The organism is Flavobacterium hauense (assembly GCF_054457175.1).
Map to the genome: position 1 here is coordinate 43,646 of NZ_JBTKVX010000017.1, position 15,905 is coordinate 59,550.

The window sequence follows — 15,905 nt, forward strand, 5'->3', positions numbered from 1 at the left end:
TGTGAAATTTATCGGGTGTATTTGCAGTGCTGTTTACAGGAAAAATTATTATTTTTGACAAACTTTCAAACGAATGCAGTTCAAACACCCGGAAATTCTATACTTTCTTTTCCTGCTTGCAATTCCCATATTGGTCCATTTGTTTCAATTGCGCCGTTTTCAAAAAGAATATTTTACCAATGTACGCTTGCTGAAGGAACTAAGCATGCAAACCCGCAAAAGCTCTGTCATTAAAAAATGGCTGTTGCTTGCCACGCGTTTATTATTGCTTGCCTGTCTTATCGTGGCTTTTGCACAGCCTTACTTCAAGGCTAAAGACGATGAGAGAAAAGGCAATGAAATGGTATTACTACTTGACAACTCGTTCTCGATGCAGGCCAAGGGCAGTAAAGGCGAATTATTGAAACGTGCCGTTCAGGACATTCTTGAGAACACTCCCGAAGACCAGCAATTTTCACTGGTAACCAACACCAATGCCTGGTGGGATACTGATGTAAAGTCGATACAGAAAGACCTTCAGAACCTAAAGTACAGCGATGTGCCTTTCCGTCCTGATTTCTTGCTGACAAAAGCTGAAGCTAAAAACCCGCATTCAGGTAAAGATATCGTGGTTATTACCGATGCCGTGAACATGGACAGTAAAGACATATCAAAATTCAAAAGTGATGCTTCTGTTTACTTTATAGTCCCTGAGGCTGAAAATAAAGTCAACGTTTCTATAGACAGCATATACATATCTCAGGTTATGGACAATTTTTATGAGATAAAAGTTGATATGGAGGCTTTTGGAGAAATTGAAAATGACGTACCTATTTCACTTTATAATGGTAAGAGCCTGACTGCAAAAACGCTTGTAAAGTTTGATGGAAATAATAAGAGATCAAGTACGTTTACCATTCCTAAAAAAGATTTTCATGGTTATGTTGCCATCAATGATAATAGCTTAGCCTACGATAACAACTACTACTTTAGCATATCAAAACCACAAAAATCAAATGTAATTGCCATTGGCGATACTGCCAAAAACAATTTCCTTTCAAGGATATATACAGATGATGATTTCAATTTTACCTCATCAGAACTACGCTCACTTGATTACAATAGTCTTGGCAAACAGGATGCTATTATCCTGAATGAGGTAAAAGATATTCCGCAGGCACTTATCACCACCCTGAAAGACTTTTATGCAAAAGGTGGCAATATTGTTATCATACCTGCACAGGATGGTACAACTCAAAACCTGAACAGCCTCATGGCAGCCTTTGGCGGAAGCCAGTTTAAAAGCGCTAACAGCAACGAAAGGCAAATCACTAAAATCGCATTTAGCCACCCACTGTATGCTACGGTTTTTGAAAAGAAAACGGACAACTTCCAGTATCCAAGAGCCTCAACAGGCTTTACCCTTGGCGGAAGTGTGCTACCAATACTAAGCTATGACGACCAGACACCTTTCCTGGCTTCTATAAGCAATAAACTGGGTAACGTATATGTATTCACCGCAGCCATAAACAAGACTAACAGTAACTTCCAGAATTCACCACTTATCGTGCCTACCTTCTACAATATGGCTCAGAATAGTGGCAAAACAGGCATAAGCGCTATTACTATTGGTGAGAACCAGAGCCTGCTGCTTGACGTATTGCTATCTAAAGATGAAGTACTGACCGTTAAGAACGAGACATCTGATTTTATCCCGATGCAACAATTGCTGAATAACAAAGTGAAACTATCTTTTGGTGATTATCCGGAAGAAGCGGGTAACTTTGCCGTGTATAAAAACAACCAGAATTTAAAGAATATAAGCTTTAACCATGCAAGGACAGAAAGTGATCTCGCCCTGCAGAATAAAGCGCTTGCTGATGATTATACCGAAGCTGATTCTGTGGCTACGGTATACAATGATATTAAATCGGAACGAACTGCCAGTGAACTGTGGAAATGGTTTATCATTGGTACATTGTTGTTCCTGTTAACTGAACTTTTTATCCAAAAATTTGTAAAATGAACCTGATATTCAAAAACGCCGTTATTATAGATAAAAACAGTCCTTTTCACAAACAGGCTGTTGATATACAGGTTGAAAACGGCATTATAAAAAAAATAGCCAATAACATTACTGCTGATGGCTTTGAGACTGTAGAACTGGATAACCTGCATATCTCTAAAGGTTGGTTTGACAGCTCGGTAAGTCTTGGTGAACCCGGTTATGAAGACAGGGAAACATTAGCTAACGGACTTAACGTGGCAGCCTTGAGCGGTTTTACCGATATTGCTTTACAGCCTACCGGCAGCCCAATTGCCGAAAGACAGGCTGATATAAGCTTCCTGCTGACCAAATCGGCACATGCTGCTACCAAACTGCACCCTATCGGGGCACTGACCAAGAATAGCGAAGGCAGGGACATCGCTGAACTTTTTGACATGAAAAATGCAGGAGCAGTTGCTTTTGGCGATTACAATAAATCAATTAGCGATGCTGCCATCCTGAAGATCGCCCTGCAATACGTTCAGGACTTTGATGGACTGGTGATAGCTTTTGCCCAGGATAATAACATTAAAGGTAAAGGTGTGGTTCACGAAGGCGTGATGAGTACACGCTTAGGACTTAAAGGCATCCCTACCCTTGCTGAAGAACTTCAAATAGTACGTAACCTGTACCTATTAGAATATACAGGTGGCAAAATGCATATCCCAACGATTTCTACTGCAAAATCAGTTCAGCTGATTCGTGAGGCTAAAGCCAAAGGACTTAATGTTACCTGCAGTGTTGCGATACATAACCTGATACTTACCGATGGGGTACTTATCGACTTTGATACCCGTTATAAGGTTATGCCTCCGCTACGTCCGGATTCAGAAAGAAAGGCACTTATTGAGGCAGTACTTGACGGTACAATCGACATCATAACATCGGATCACAACCCTCTTGATATTGAGAATAAAAAACTGGAGTTTGACATGGCTAAAGACGGTACCACTGGACTTGAAAGTGCTTTTGGTGCACTTCAGACCATACTTCCGCTTGAAGTGATCGTGGAAAAATTTACAGCAGGCAAACCCATCTTTGGCTTCGCTAATCAGGACATAACTGAAGGTGCTGCGGCTTCGTTCACGCTATTTAATCCGGATACAAACTGGACTTTTAGTAAAGCTGATATCAAATCGAAATCAAAAAACTCGGCTTTCCTTGGACAGACCATGAAAGGAAAAGCATACGGAATATACAATCAGGGAAAACTAATTTTGAATGACTAACAACATGAATACCGATTTAGAGAGAGGCAAAACAAATGCCATCATTGCATATCTGCACATCATTGGCTGTATCATTGCCATGGTAATGAACAGTGATGCTGAAAAGAAAAGTGCATTCGCATCTTTCCATATAAGGCAGTCATTAGGCCTAACCTTATTATCTATGTTACTGGGATCGACCATCTCTAACTTTGACAGCTGGTTAGTAACAGGGCCTTTCTACCTGTTTTTTATAGTTCTTTGGACTTACGGCTTTATAGGTGCAATACAGGGACAAATGAATCTTATTCCCCTGCTTGGGCCTTTTTTCCAAAAACTATTTAAAGGATTATAATCAATGGATCTATCGTTATACCATCTCGTAAGAGAACCAAAAATAAAAAAGGACAAGAATCCATTGTTACTGCTGCTTCACGGCTATGGCAGTAACGAGGAAGATCTTTTCTCATTCGCTGAACAATTACCAGAAGAATACTTTATTGTATCGGCAAGGGCACCATACAACCTGCCTCAGTACAGTGGCCATGCGTGGTATGCTATTACGTTTGACAGCGACATGAACAAGTTCTCTGATGACAAACAGGCTATCGAATCGCGTGACCTTATCGTAAAGTTTATTGATGAACTTGTAGCGACCTACCCTATTGATGCAGACAATGTAACACTTGTTGGCTTTAGCCAGGGAGCGATATTAAGTTATGCTGTGGGACTGACCTACCCTGAGAAAATTAAGCGTGTATTAGCTATGAGCGGTTACCTGAACATGGATATCGTTGGGAAAAGCTTGCATGCCGAAGACGTTTCTAAAGTGCGATTCTTCATATCACACGGAGTTGTAGATCAGGTTATCCCGGTAGACTGGGCACGAAAAGCACCGGAGTTCCTTAAGAACTTAGGACTTGATGTAGAATACCACGAGTACAATGCCGGACATGGTGTTGCACCTCAAAACTTCTATGACTTAGTTAGCTGGCTGAATAAGTAACAGTTTTCAATATAAAGAAAAAGGGATAAGTTTATGACTTATCCCTTTTTATATTATATGTCCAATAAAGATTTATCTTCCCAAACATCTTCATAACCATCATCTGTAATCAAAAAACGATAACCAGGAGGTAATCCAAGGTATTTGATTATATAAGGACAGATTTCTTTTAAATGATATGCATGCATCGGTTCAAAAAAGTTAGGATTTTCAGAATAATCTCCTGACCAAATATGCCAACCACTTGTATTTCTTTCAATTGGGTGCCTTAATCCATGTATCGGCATAAGGCCTTCTTTAACAGATCTCGAAATACCAATTATTGAATTTTCTTCTAAAGGCAAATATTCACAATTGTATTTATCACAAATATCATTAGATCCCATATTCTTTTACTAATGAGGAAGTTTGTTTTTCAATACTCCGTAAAAGTAAGTTCCTACCAGTGCCCCTAAAAGCACTACGCCTATTCCGTAAAAACCGGCACCGATAAGAATATACATTGGGCCCGGACAGGTACCTATCAGTCCCCAGCCTAAACCAAACAATATACCACCAACAAGATAATTGGTAAAGCCTTTTTCTTTGTCCGGGATAACGATAGGGGCTCCCGTGATGTCTTTTACATTATTGCGCTTGATGATCTGTACGCCAATAACACCTACCACAACGGCTGTCATAATGATTCCAAACATGTGGAAAGACTGGAAATGAAACATCTCGTATATACGGTACCACGATACCGCTTCAGATTTGGTTAGTACTATACCGAATAGTATACCTACAAGTAAGAATTTTATAAATTTCATGAGATGATCTTAATTAAAGAATAATGGTAACAACAGCCACGACATAACAAGACCGCCAATGAAAAATCCGATAACTGCGATAAGCGATGGCAGTTGCAGGTTACTTAAACCTGTAATGGCATGACCTGAAGTACAGCCACCTGCATAACGCGTTCCGAAACCTACCAGAAGTCCGCCAAACAACAATATACCCCAAATTTTAGGCGATTGCAACGCTTCTGAACTTGTCAGGGCATCAGGAAGCAGTTTTCCGTTTGGTGCATCGATATTCATTGCCTGAAGTTCGGTAACCGTTTTAGGATTGATCTGTACCATTTGTGAAGGATCACTCATAAAGTTTACAGCAATAAACCCGCCGATCATAGCACCAAGCACTACCACAAGGTTCCAGCGCTGTGTTTTCCAGTCAAACCTGAAAAACTCAGATGTTTTGCCTGCACCAAGCATGGTACACATTGTACGCAGGTTAGACGACATTCCGAATGTCTTTCCGAAATAAAGCAGGGCCAGCATTACCGACCCGATAAGGAATCCCGACACATACCACGGCCAGGTACCGTATAAACTCTCCATGATCTTATAATTTTCTACAAAAGTAACAATTCAGTTGTAACCGCGAAGTAGAATTGAGATTTTAGATATGAGTACTGAGATTTGAAACATCGGACTTTTGACCTCCAACAAAATTTATTACTTTTGGGATACAATTAATCAATCATGAAAAAACACCTGTTTACCGGCCTTTTGGCTTTGGCACTAGCGACTTCATCGTGTGTCAGTACAAAAAACACCATACAGAATATAGACGATAATGCGTTAATGCCGGCATTGAGTAAAGAAAAGACCTTTGTTATAACCGAAATAAGCAAGGATAAAAAATATGGCTTTGATGAAAATTATCCTGTTAATCTAGGTTTCTTACCATTGGCTACAGGAGAGATTAATGTCAAGCGCTATTTTGGTGCATTGGCAGGCCCCGACGGACAAAAAATATCATATACCAAAGTAGACAGCTGCTGCCCCTTCCCTACCAAAAAATTTGATGCAGGCGCAGGCATACTGGATATTTATGAAGTTACGTGGGATGGGCTTTCTACTCCAAAACGCATCTATATCAACATGTATGAAAAAGGGAAAGTAATCGCTCCCAACGGATTCACGATACGTACGATAGCACAATAGATACACTCGATAGCCTTTGTATACAGCAAAGGCTTTTTATCTTTATCTTTGCACCAAATTATTACACAACAATGAACTTACAGAATATAGCTCAAATTAAAAATACTGACAGCGGTAACTTTTTCCTTCTTGCAGGCCCATGTGCCATTGAAGGTGAAGAGATGGCGCTTCGCATAGCCGAAAAAACCGTTGAAGTAACCAGCAGGCTGGAGATTCCTTATGTTTTTAAAGGCTCTTTCAAAAAAGCAAACCGCTCACGCGTAGACAGCTTTACAGGTATTGGTGACGAAAAAGCACTTAAGATACTACGTAAAGTGTCTGAGACTTTTGGTGTGCCAACAGTTACCGATATCCATACTGAACAGGATGCTGTTATGGCTGCACAATATGTAGACATACTTCAGATTCCTGCTTTTCTTGTACGTCAGACCGACCTTGTAGTAGCAGCTGCCGAAACAGGAAGAACTGTAAACCTTAAAAAAGGTCAGTTCATGAGCCCGGAAGCTATGAAACATGCGGTTCAGAAAGTATTGGATTCTAATAACGAAAACGTAATGGTTACCGACCGTGGTACTATGTTTGGCTACCAGGACATGATCGTTGATTACAGAGGTATCCCTACGATGCAGCAATATGCTACAACTGTACTTGACGTTACCCACTCACTACAGCAGCCTAACCAGATGGTAGGTGTTACCGGTGGTCGTCCTGATATGATTGAGACTATCGCCAAAGCAGGTATCGCTGTAGGTGTAGACGGTATCTTTATCGAAACGCACTTTGACCCGGCTAACGCAAAAAGTGACGGTGCCAATATGCTTCACCTTGACTACTTTGAAGGACTGATGCAAAAACTGGTTGCTATCCGTAAAACGATAAACCAATTCTAAAAGAAGTTGATTTGTGGATTCGGTTATTTGTTTATTTGAATGCGTTCTGTCAGTCTGAATGCAATGCAATGAAGTGATGAATCTCATATAAATACTAAAGGACAGCTCAGACTGTCCTTTTTTTATTCTAAAAAAATCTTCTCTTTTTTCTTTGTCAAACAAAATTTTATTATTTACTTTGTTTTTCAAAGTTCTTTACAATACTTAAATCATAACCACGTTCAATAGTAAATCAGTCAGCAAAATGTGACTGAATAAAAACAGTGCTATTTTTTTATTAAAAAACTTTGCATTTCAAAGTACTCTATAAAATATAAAAAATGAAGACAACCATTCTAACCAAAACATTCAGCAGACATTATTTATTATTTGCCCTGGCAGCTTTCTGCATAGCCTTATTACTTGTAAGAGCTAAAATCACCCAATCCATATTCTTCTTTTTCCTTATATGGAACCTATTCCTTGCTTATACCCCACTCGGCATCACATCAGTTATGAGACAACAAAATAATATGATGAAGAAATGGTATTGGTTTTATCCTGCAATGATGTTATGGCTGTTATTACTTCCCAATGCGCCTTATATCATCACAGATTTTATACATCTTAAAAAAGAAACAAACATCCCTGTGTGGTTTGAAGTACTGCTCATCACCTCTTTCTCAACATGCGGAATGCTATTTGGCCTTGCATCAATGAAAGACATTTTCATTATGATATCGAAGCGTTCCGGGCTACGCACAGCATGGATTACAATGGGCATATTCTCTATCATGTGCGGATTTGGTATGTATGTGGGCCGCTTTCTGCGCTACAACAGCTGGGACATATTACAAAAACCTTACACACTTACCGTAGATATATTTTGCAGCATGACAAATGCCGAAACCTGCAAGCCGGCCTGGGGTATCACACTTGGCTTTGGTACGCTATTGTTTCTTCTATTCAACCTTTATCACACTCCGAAACGTAAAAAAAATTTATAGTTACACTTTGCAATTCAAAGTAAAATCAAGCATAATGAAAAATATAAAAGACATCATCAGTAGATTATTAGACAGTAAAAAATCACCGGTAACTATGGACGAGTTGATAAGCTATCCAAAAAACACACTGGGATTTCATGTTGGTTCATTCCTTTTCAATTACAGCCACGATGCCGATCCACAACCGGAAATGACGGATATACACAGAGTGTTAATCAATAAAGAAGTATCAGACAAAGAAGAGATTGCAATGCATTTTTATCTTTTCGGAAACGGAGACCTTGCTTTAAAAAACCTATTCGTAATGACGACCGGAAGTATGCTGTATCCATTGCAAATACGCTATTTCTATAAACGATACAGGGACGGAAGAAATGCCCTGCGCTTTTACGACCTGAACCATTTCGGTTTCCTGCACCTACCAATAGAAAGGATTAAAGATGCTTTTTTAATTAAATAATGTACATGATGAATTTACTACAGATCGCAAGAGATGAATATGGTGAACTTGTTTCACGAATTCCCATCTGGTTATTCAATATTACATTCGGAATTGGCACATTATTACTTGTGTTAGGATTAGCATTTCATGATTATGATGCAATTTTAATAATTGGATCCTTCTATATACTTATTGCATTTATCATAAATGTTGTTGCATTTGTTTTACTGATGATTTTATCATTTGCATTTACATCACACAGCAATATAATAAGAGTAAATACTTTACTTCTTCTGCTAAACATCCCTGTCGCTATACTTTACTTTTTTATAATCATATCAGGAATAAATCTGTTCGAATAATCTTAAACATTAATCACAAAACCAAATACAATTATGGAAACAAATCAGGATTATCATTCGTCCCCTATTCACAAACCAAGCGAAAACCCAAGCTTTTTTCAATCAAGCACAGCCAAAATACTCATGGTTGGATTACTGACGCTTGCACTGCTCATTCCGCTGCAATATGTAAAAAGCCTGATTTTTGAAAGATCAGAACGACAAAAGGAAGTCGTAAGCGAGATCAACAGCAAATGGGGTGGCCAGGTATATTTATGCGGGCCAATATTAAAAGTCCCTTACAGTACGTATTATGAAAGTAAGCTGGTTGACCAAAAAACCAAACAGGTTACCATTCAACGCACCAGAAATGATTCTTATGCATATTTTCTGCCAAACGAACTCAATGCTGCCCTGGATGTAAATACACTCGAAAAGAACAGGAGCAATTACGAATCTGTAGTGTACAATTCCGCCTTGAATTTTAAAGGTAATTACACCTATCCTGCTTTTGGAGGCAATGCATCACCTGAAAATATCCACTGGGATAGAGCCAGCATACTCATAAGAACCAATAATATAAAAAGTATCACCGGAAGTGTTACTGTAAGTATTAGCGGAAAGAAGTATTCATTTGAACCTGTTGCCAGCGATAAGGAAAGTGATACCCTGGCATCGCTTGAAACACAGCCGGTAAACCTTTCGAATGCCTTCAGTTCCGGGCCTGCTGCCTTTGATATGCAAATCAATTATAAGGGAAGTGAAAAAATCAGCATTGTGCCTGTTGGAAAAATGACCCATGCAAAAATGACATCCAACTGGCCTTCACCAAGCTTTGATGGCAATTTTCTGCCCGAAAGCAGCAACATAACCAAAGACGGATTTTCTGCAAACTGGAAAGTATCACACCTAAACAGGAGCTTCGGTCAAAGGCATTTTGGCAAGATACCTGACCTGCAGGCCAATACTTTTGATGTAAAATTCCTTATCCCTGTTAACCAGTATCAACAAAACGAACGTGCGGCAAAATATGGCTTTCTTGTTATAGGGCTTACATTTCTTGTTTTCTTCCTGATACAATCGGTTAGCAAAATAAGCATCCATATATTCCAGTACTCCATGATTGGGCTGGCACTCATAATGTTTTATACATTGCTTATCTCAATAACTGAACACAGTTCTTTCAGGATGGCCTATATCATCGCAGGAATCTCTGTTGTGGCAATGATAGCTTTGTATTCGATATCGATTTTGAAGAATATGAAGTTCCCAGCTTTCATAGCCCTATCACTAAGCGCATTATACAGTTTTATATATGTAATAATACAGTTAGAGAATTATGCATTATTAGTGGGCAGCATCGGTTTGTTTACTATACTCGGAGCAGTGATGTATTTCTCACGAAAAATTGAATGGAAATAACAACCAATGACCAACTAGCCTAATCCATTCAAAAAAGAAACCCTGACTGAATCAGTCAGGGTTTCACACTTTATATATAACAATTATAACTATTTAAGTTCTTTTACACGAATGAGTACATCTGACTCAAGATTAGTAACAATACCTTTTACAGTAATGTTGTCTCCCACTTTAACAGCCCTGTATTGTTTGGGATTGTCAAGGTTAGGAATGCTTATGGTAGCAGAATAAGCTTTACCATCAGCAGTAGCGATTTTAGCGGTATATCCATCTTTACCCTGATTGATTTCAGTAACTTTTCCTGTCACCTCGATCACATCATCATTTTTATGCTCAGCACCCGGAAGAGCAACCGGAGTAGTTGTTGTGTCAGCAATTGGTTGGGCTGCCGCGGTAGTATCTACTACCTCTTCAACTGCAGGCTCAGTAGTTTCTTCTGCTTTTTTATTACATGATGTTACTAAAACAGTTGAACACAAAAGAGCTATCGACAAAATTTTAATTTTCATAATATAGTATTTAACTCAAAGATAAGGCTTTTCGTATAAATGAATGTTAGCTAATTATAAAAAAAACGGCTGCAAAAATGCAGCCGTTATATAATATTCAGAGAAACAGTTTATTAATGTCCTCCCGAAATCTTTTTATCAAAATCAATTCCCTGACCTCTAAGAATGCCTTTAACTTTCCAAGCATAGAAAGCAAGGTAGGCAAAACACACTACGCCAACAACATAACTGATTTTTATGTTTGTCGCGTCAGCAACAGCACCTTGTATAAGGCTAACAATACCACCACCACAAATCATCATGATAAGGAAGTTACTTCCCTGAGTTGTTTTCTTACCAAGTCCACTTACAGCAAGTGTAAAGATACACGGCCATAACGTACTACAAAACAATCCAACACTTGTAAACGCATATACTGATACCATACCGGTAGTAGCCATACCTGTAAGCAGTGCAATAATACCAAGAGCAGAAAACAGCAACAGCATGGTTGCCGGATTACCTTTACTGGCAAGGTCGGCAAAAATAAGCACTAAAATAATTAGCCCGTATACATAAAACGGTGCAAGATCATGTCCCATAAATGCATTAACTCCTAAGAAAACTGCAAAAGCCAGATATGGAGCTACAAACTTAAATATTTTTTGCATTGACACATTATCGGTAAATGCTTCTACAGCACCTCCCCAACGGCCAATCATTAAACTCGCCCAATAAAGAGAGATATATGGAGCAACACTGCTTGTTAAAAAACCAAGATCTTTTTCAAGATAGGCCGGTAAATTAGCTGCTGTAGATACTTCTACACCTACATAAAGAAAGATAGCCAGCATACCCATTAAAAGCTGAGGATATTTAAGTACCGATTTTTTTTCGCTTTCAACTTCTTCAGTCACGCCTTCTTCTAAAGGGGGGTGGTTTGGAAGCGACGAAAATTTTAAAAGAATGGCAACCAACACAAAGGCTGCACCAAGGCATAGATAAGGTATTTTAACGCTTTCTACACTTACATTAGGATTCGCATCAGCAACAGATCCGAAGATCGCAAAGCTCACAATAAGCGGCCCAATTGTAGTTCCCAGGTTATTGATACCTCCTGCCAGTGTAAGGCGCTGCGAACCCGTTGTGATTGGCCCAAGTGCAATAGCAAGCGGGTTGGCAACAGTTTGCTGCAATGAGAAGCCCAACGCAACAATGAACAGTCCTGAAAGCATTAATGGAAACGAGCCCGAATTAGCGGCCGGATAAAATAATAAAGTTCCCAAAGCAGAAATAATAAGACCTAAAGCAAGAGAATTTTTATAGCCAAGACGCTCTACAATATCTTTTTTTGTAAGGTATGAGATACCTAAATAAATTAGAGAGCCAACAGTATATGCTACATAAAAAGCAATTGCTACAAGCATACTTTCCGTTTGCCCAAGATCAAAAGCTTTCTTAAAAACAGGAATCAGGATATCGTTACTGGCCGCAACGAAACCCCAAAAAAAGAAAACGGTTACCAGCGGAATAAACTGGCCCCATTTGGTTTGTGAATTTTCAGAACTCATAAGTGATGTTTAAATGTTAATGGAATATTTGGGTTATAGATGTTTACGTTTTTAATTCATTGTTTTCACTTATCAATAGATAAACTTACAATTGGTATCGGCTCAATACAGCCCGCTAAAATAACACTCATTTTTGCCATACCATAGTCGAACCTTATAATTTTTTAAGGCAAAGGTGCAAATAGGCAACATACTTTACTTATATTTAATTTAGGTAAATACAGGTAATGTTATATTAAAAAAATTACTGCATAAAAATTTCTTAAATATAGATAATACCAATCGTTTTATAATAAATCAATCTGCTAAAAAACAGCCTTATTTTCGGTATTAGACTTATAATTTTAAGGAATTATATCGATTGAGGTAAGGATATAATAAAAAAGGCTATCGGTATTATCTGCTTTTTTGAAGAGAGGCAATCAATTCCCTGTTTCTACGGTCAGCATACATTCTGTTAAGTGAAGTCACGGCCCATATAAATGCCGGTATCCATCCTATTATAGTTACTTGTAATATCAGGCAAAGAAGTCCGGAACCTATTTTACCCTGAAGCATTAAAGAAAGAAATGGGAAAAAGAATGCAATTACGTATCTCATAAATTATCAAAATTATTTATGCTAATTTATGTAATTTGACTTAAAAGTAAGGAATAAAAAAATGCCCCTATATATGGGGCACATTTTCTTTTTCATTTATATAATCTTTCAGATAACTGAATTTTTCGGTAAGTTTTCCTCCTTCTGTAAGTTGAGAACGTTTAAGCACTCCATCTTTATCATTATTGAAAAAAGCAGGAATAATGTGCTCAAGAAACATTTCTCCAAAACCTTCGCTGGCATCTTTAGGCAATTCACACGGAAGATTGTCTACAGCCATTACAACTATAGCAGAAGGATGGTAAACATCCACCTCCTTCTCTTCAGAGGGATGATAACCATAAAATGGTTCAGCAATTGTCGAAGATCTCAATGTACAGGCAATAGGCCCAGCAATATCACATGAAATATCAGCAACAACCTTTATACGGTTATCTGCAGACTTCATCATCTCTGCCGATAAAATTACAGGTGCACCGGCTCCATAAAAATGCCCCGCAATAAACATATCAGACGTATTTGCAAAACGTGCAAAATCTGATATATAACCTGACGGATCTTTGTAGAAATCATCTTTATCAAATGCCGCTCCGTCTTTTCTTTTATTGTAATGCTCAACATCTATATGAACATATACAGGCTCACTATAATTTTTAGAGAAATAATCTTCTACAGATACTTCTTTGATTTTCATTCCATCAAGCATTTCCTTTGCTCCCATACCTACTTTACCATGTCCGGTAAGTACAATTTTGATTGAAGGCAATATCTGTTTTTTTAATCGTGCTATAAGTGTAGCTTTATCCGGTAATGTTTCAGCTTTAGGCAGGTTAAAAATCTCATATTTAAGTCCAAAAGCCCTGAAGCCATTGTATACACCTACATTGCCAGCATATTTGCCAAAGCCAATCAAACGTTTACCGTTAGCATCAACAAATGTTTCGTGATCATAAAGGTCGATCTCCTGATCTATAATAGCCTGCAGCATTTTTTTGTTATGCGGCTGTTTCTTTATAGTATGAGAAAAGAATATATATTTTTTGTGAGGTATCAAAAAATCAACAGGAACTTCTTTTACTCCTATTAAAACATCACAATCAGACATGTCATCACTTACTTCAAAACCTTTAGAAGTATACTCCGAATCATTAAAAATGCGAATCGCTGATGATTCAATTTTAATCTCAGCAGATGGGTATTTTTCCCTCAGCGCCTCCAGTTTTTCAGGTGAAAAAACAACTCTTTTATCAGGTGGCGATTTCCTTTCCGTTATAATACCAAATTTCATTTGCAATCAGTTTTTTTTCTAAGCCACTTTGTTAGTTTAAACCATCTCAAACGTTACCTTTTTAATAATATAACAGTAACATTAAAAATGTTTTCAAATATAACAGTATTTCATCCCTTCACCAATAAATATTAGAGAAAAATATCATTATATTTGCACTATAGTTTGGTACTATATTTGTATCGTAGAACTATTATTACAGACATGGGGTCGACTGGTTTTGACAGCAGGCCGAAATGAACAGTAAGCACGTCGAGAACAGGAGTTGGTTCTCGTTAATTCATCGACTTCGAACTTTTAAACGGCGAAAATAACTACGCTCTAGCTGCATAATCTAAATTAAAGTAAGATTAGCCTCGTTCCTGCAAGGCAGGAAAGCGAGATTCTCCTAAAAAGCCTTGGTTTGTGGCGTTTTGTATAGGGGAACCGTAAAAATAAACCTGGAAGTCTCTTCGCTTCGCGGAGGCTTCGAGAAAACTGAAGATAAGTGTTATGTGGCAGTTTCCGGCCTTGCGTAACATCGAAAAACTAAGCGGAAAATAAACGTGTAGAAAGCTCTTTGCTTCCCTGTTTGGACCCGGGTTCGATTCCCGGCGATTCCACGAAGACGGTTTAAGGCACACTTTTCAAAGTTGCCAAAAACGCACAAAACGTCTCGAAAAGCCTTTAAAGCCTGCAAATTTTGATATTTGCAGGCTTTTTTATTTTCCCTGCAACAAGCAAAATTTTCAAAAGTGCCCAAAGTTTCCGGTGCAATTTTGCCTCACCGAAAAAGTGCACCGAATTTGCACCAGAACCGCACCTAATCACCTGTACTACAACACATAAAGCAGGTTAACGACTTGACTGAAGAACGACATAATCTTATATTTATTAATTAAAAACATTGAATTATGTTAGAGACAAGTTTTGGGCTAAGCTTTTTTATGAAGCCGGCAAAAAAAGAAACAAGCATCAGGTATATATACGGTTCTGTCGCATATGTTTATTAAAGTCCAAGAAATTCAAGCACTTTAAATTATGCTGCCAGTTTACAAAATGATTTGAACATAGTTGTCCCAGGATTAATCATCTGATTCTTCCTCAACATATGCAAAAATTCAATTCCATTCAATGTCCTCTTAGCTGATTCAAAACTTTTAAAGCTTAAACTATTTTGTATTCTCCATTTAATGAAACGATGATCCTGCTCCACAATATTATTTAATTTTTACATTGTCTAATCTTAATTTTAGAGAACGAACGTATATTATAAACCTTGATAGCTCCAGTATTGGAACCACTTCTGTCAATATTAATTATAAGTTTACAATTATTAGTAATCGCTTTGATTAGGAAAGACTGGGCACTCATCCTTTGCCTTCGTCTGGTCAACAGAAAATCAACTGTATTACCTGATTTGTCAACTGCCCTATATAAATAACACCAAACGCCTTTGACTTTAATATATGTTTCATCCATCCTCCAATTCTTCCCAACTACGAGTTTTCTCTTTTTCATTTGCAACTCTATACATGGGCGTAAACTTATACACCCGACACTGAATCGTAGCATGGTCAACCTGAATGCCGCGCATCTTCATTGTCTCTTCGACATCCCTATAGCTCAATGTAAACCTAAGCTTAAAATATACTGCCTGAAGAATA

At 38.1% G+C, this 15,905-nt stretch carries 18 protein-coding genes and 1 other RNA gene; 10 read left to right on the plus strand and 9 right to left on the minus strand.

All coding sequences use genetic code 11. From position 1 onward, the window contains the following. The first annotated feature begins 73 nt into the window (after nt 1-73). Genes ACX0HA_RS13015 through ACX0HA_RS13030 form a run of 4 tightly spaced genes read left to right on the plus strand, consistent with a single transcriptional unit; the run spans nt 74 to nt 4,240 of the window. Complete coding sequence (locus ACX0HA_RS13015) at nt 74-2,005, plus strand: BatA domain-containing protein (RefSeq protein ID WP_458845729.1); 1,932 nt, start codon at nt 74-76, stop codon at nt 2,003-2,005. Continuing rightward, nucleotides 2,002-3,255 (plus strand): dihydroorotase, encoded by a 1,254-nt coding sequence (locus ACX0HA_RS13020; RefSeq protein ID WP_458845730.1) that lies wholly within the window; start codon nt 2,002-2,004, stop codon nt 3,253-3,255. Before ACX0HA_RS13015 ends, ACX0HA_RS13020 begins: the two co-directional genes overlap by 4 nt. After that, a complete protein-coding gene (locus ACX0HA_RS13025) occupies nt 3,248-3,589 on the plus strand; it encodes a hypothetical protein (RefSeq protein ID WP_458845731.1) in 342 nt (113 codons plus the stop codon). Before ACX0HA_RS13020 ends, ACX0HA_RS13025 begins: the two co-directional genes overlap by 8 nt. Nucleotides 3,590-3,592: 3 nt before the next feature. Beyond that, nucleotides 3,593-4,240 carry an alpha/beta hydrolase gene (locus tag ACX0HA_RS13030; RefSeq protein ID WP_458845732.1) on the plus strand — a complete coding sequence of 216 codons (648 nt, stop codon included), beginning with the start codon at nt 3,593-3,595 and terminating at the stop codon, nt 4,238-4,240. A 53-nt stretch (nt 4,241-4,293) separates the two neighbouring features. Here the strand turns inward: ACX0HA_RS13030 and ACX0HA_RS13035 are convergent, their stop codons facing one another. The 3 genes from ACX0HA_RS13035 to ACX0HA_RS13045 are packed head-to-tail and all read right to left on the minus strand — an operon-like array spanning nt 4,294 to nt 5,622. Continuing rightward, nucleotides 4,294-4,626: an immunity protein Imm33 domain-containing protein gene (locus ACX0HA_RS13035; protein WP_458845733.1), complete on the minus strand. Its 333-nt coding sequence runs from the start codon at nt 4,624-4,626 to the stop codon at nt 4,294-4,296. Between the two features lie 9 nt (nt 4,627-4,635). Then, nucleotides 4,636-5,049, minus strand: coding sequence for a DUF6691 family protein (locus ACX0HA_RS13040; RefSeq protein WP_458845734.1), 414 nt, complete (start codon nt 5,047-5,049; stop codon nt 4,636-4,638). 9 nt (nt 5,050-5,058) lie between these two features. Further along, entirely contained in the window at nt 5,059-5,622 is a 564-nt protein-coding gene (locus ACX0HA_RS13045) for a YeeE/YedE family protein (RefSeq protein ID WP_458845735.1), read from the minus strand. A 144-nt stretch (nt 5,623-5,766) separates the two neighbouring features. Between ACX0HA_RS13045 and ACX0HA_RS13050 the strand changes: the two genes are divergently transcribed. The 5 genes from ACX0HA_RS13050 (at nt 5,767) to creD (ending at nt 10,312) form a co-directional block, all read left to right on the plus strand. Next, a complete protein-coding gene (locus tag ACX0HA_RS13050) occupies nt 5,767-6,231 on the plus strand; it encodes a 2-dehydro-3-deoxyphosphooctonate aldolase (protein ID WP_458845736.1) in 465 nt (154 codons plus the stop codon). Nucleotides 6,232-6,302: 71 nt separating this feature from the next. Next, nucleotides 6,303-7,121 (plus strand): 3-deoxy-8-phosphooctulonate synthase, encoded by an 819-nt coding sequence (gene kdsA, locus ACX0HA_RS13055; protein WP_458845737.1) that lies wholly within the window; start codon nt 6,303-6,305, stop codon nt 7,119-7,121. Between the two features lie 320 nt (nt 7,122-7,441). Continuing rightward, nucleotides 7,442-8,107: a DUF1361 domain-containing protein gene (locus tag ACX0HA_RS13060; RefSeq protein ID WP_458845738.1), complete on the plus strand. Its 666-nt coding sequence runs from the start codon at nt 7,442-7,444 to the stop codon at nt 8,105-8,107. Nucleotides 8,108-8,141: 34 nt separating this feature from the next. Beyond that, nucleotides 8,142-8,567 (plus strand): hypothetical protein, encoded by a 426-nt coding sequence (locus ACX0HA_RS13065; protein WP_458845739.1) that lies wholly within the window; start codon nt 8,142-8,144, stop codon nt 8,565-8,567. Nucleotides 8,568-8,944: 377 nt separating this feature from the next. Then, nucleotides 8,945-10,312: a cell envelope integrity protein CreD gene (gene creD, locus ACX0HA_RS13070; protein ID WP_458845740.1), complete on the plus strand. Its 1,368-nt coding sequence runs from the start codon at nt 8,945-8,947 to the stop codon at nt 10,310-10,312. 89 nt (nt 10,313-10,401) lie between these two features. On the opposite strand, the gene ACX0HA_RS13075 is transcribed toward creD, so the two are convergent. From ACX0HA_RS13075 to ACX0HA_RS13090, 4 genes are all read right to left on the minus strand, one after another. Next, nucleotides 10,402-10,821, minus strand: coding sequence for a hypothetical protein (locus tag ACX0HA_RS13075; protein ID WP_458845741.1), 420 nt, complete (start codon nt 10,819-10,821; stop codon nt 10,402-10,404). A gap of 113 nt (nt 10,822-10,934) precedes the next feature. Next, nucleotides 10,935-12,371, minus strand: coding sequence for an MFS transporter (locus ACX0HA_RS13080; RefSeq protein ID WP_458845742.1), 1,437 nt, complete (start codon nt 12,369-12,371; stop codon nt 10,935-10,937). 396 nt (nt 12,372-12,767) lie between these two features. Continuing rightward, nucleotides 12,768-12,971, minus strand: a complete 204-nt coding sequence (locus ACX0HA_RS13085) for a YqaE/Pmp3 family membrane protein (RefSeq protein ID WP_458845743.1) — start codon at nt 12,969-12,971, stop codon at nt 12,768-12,770. A 67-nt stretch (nt 12,972-13,038) separates the two neighbouring features. Continuing rightward, nucleotides 13,039-14,259, minus strand: a complete 1,221-nt coding sequence (locus tag ACX0HA_RS13090) for an NAD(P)-dependent oxidoreductase (RefSeq protein ID WP_458845744.1) — start codon at nt 14,257-14,259, stop codon at nt 13,039-13,041. Between the two features lie 206 nt (nt 14,260-14,465). Here ACX0HA_RS13090 and ssrA point away from each other — a divergent pair. Then, nucleotides 14,466-14,864: a transfer-messenger RNA gene (gene ssrA, locus ACX0HA_RS13095) on the plus strand. Nucleotides 14,865-15,277: 413 nt separating this feature from the next. Here the strand turns inward: ssrA and ACX0HA_RS13100 are convergent. Next, nucleotides 15,278-15,454 (minus strand): hypothetical protein, encoded by a 177-nt coding sequence (locus ACX0HA_RS13100; protein WP_458845745.1) that lies wholly within the window; start codon nt 15,452-15,454, stop codon nt 15,278-15,280. 8 nt (nt 15,455-15,462) lie between these two features. Beyond that, the gene (locus ACX0HA_RS13105; RefSeq protein ID WP_458845746.1) at nt 15,463-15,813 is read right to left on the minus strand and encodes a DDE-type integrase/transposase/recombinase; all 351 of its coding nucleotides are present in this window, start codon (nt 15,811-15,813) and stop codon (nt 15,463-15,465) included. Nucleotides 15,814-15,905: the final 92 nt, after the last annotated feature.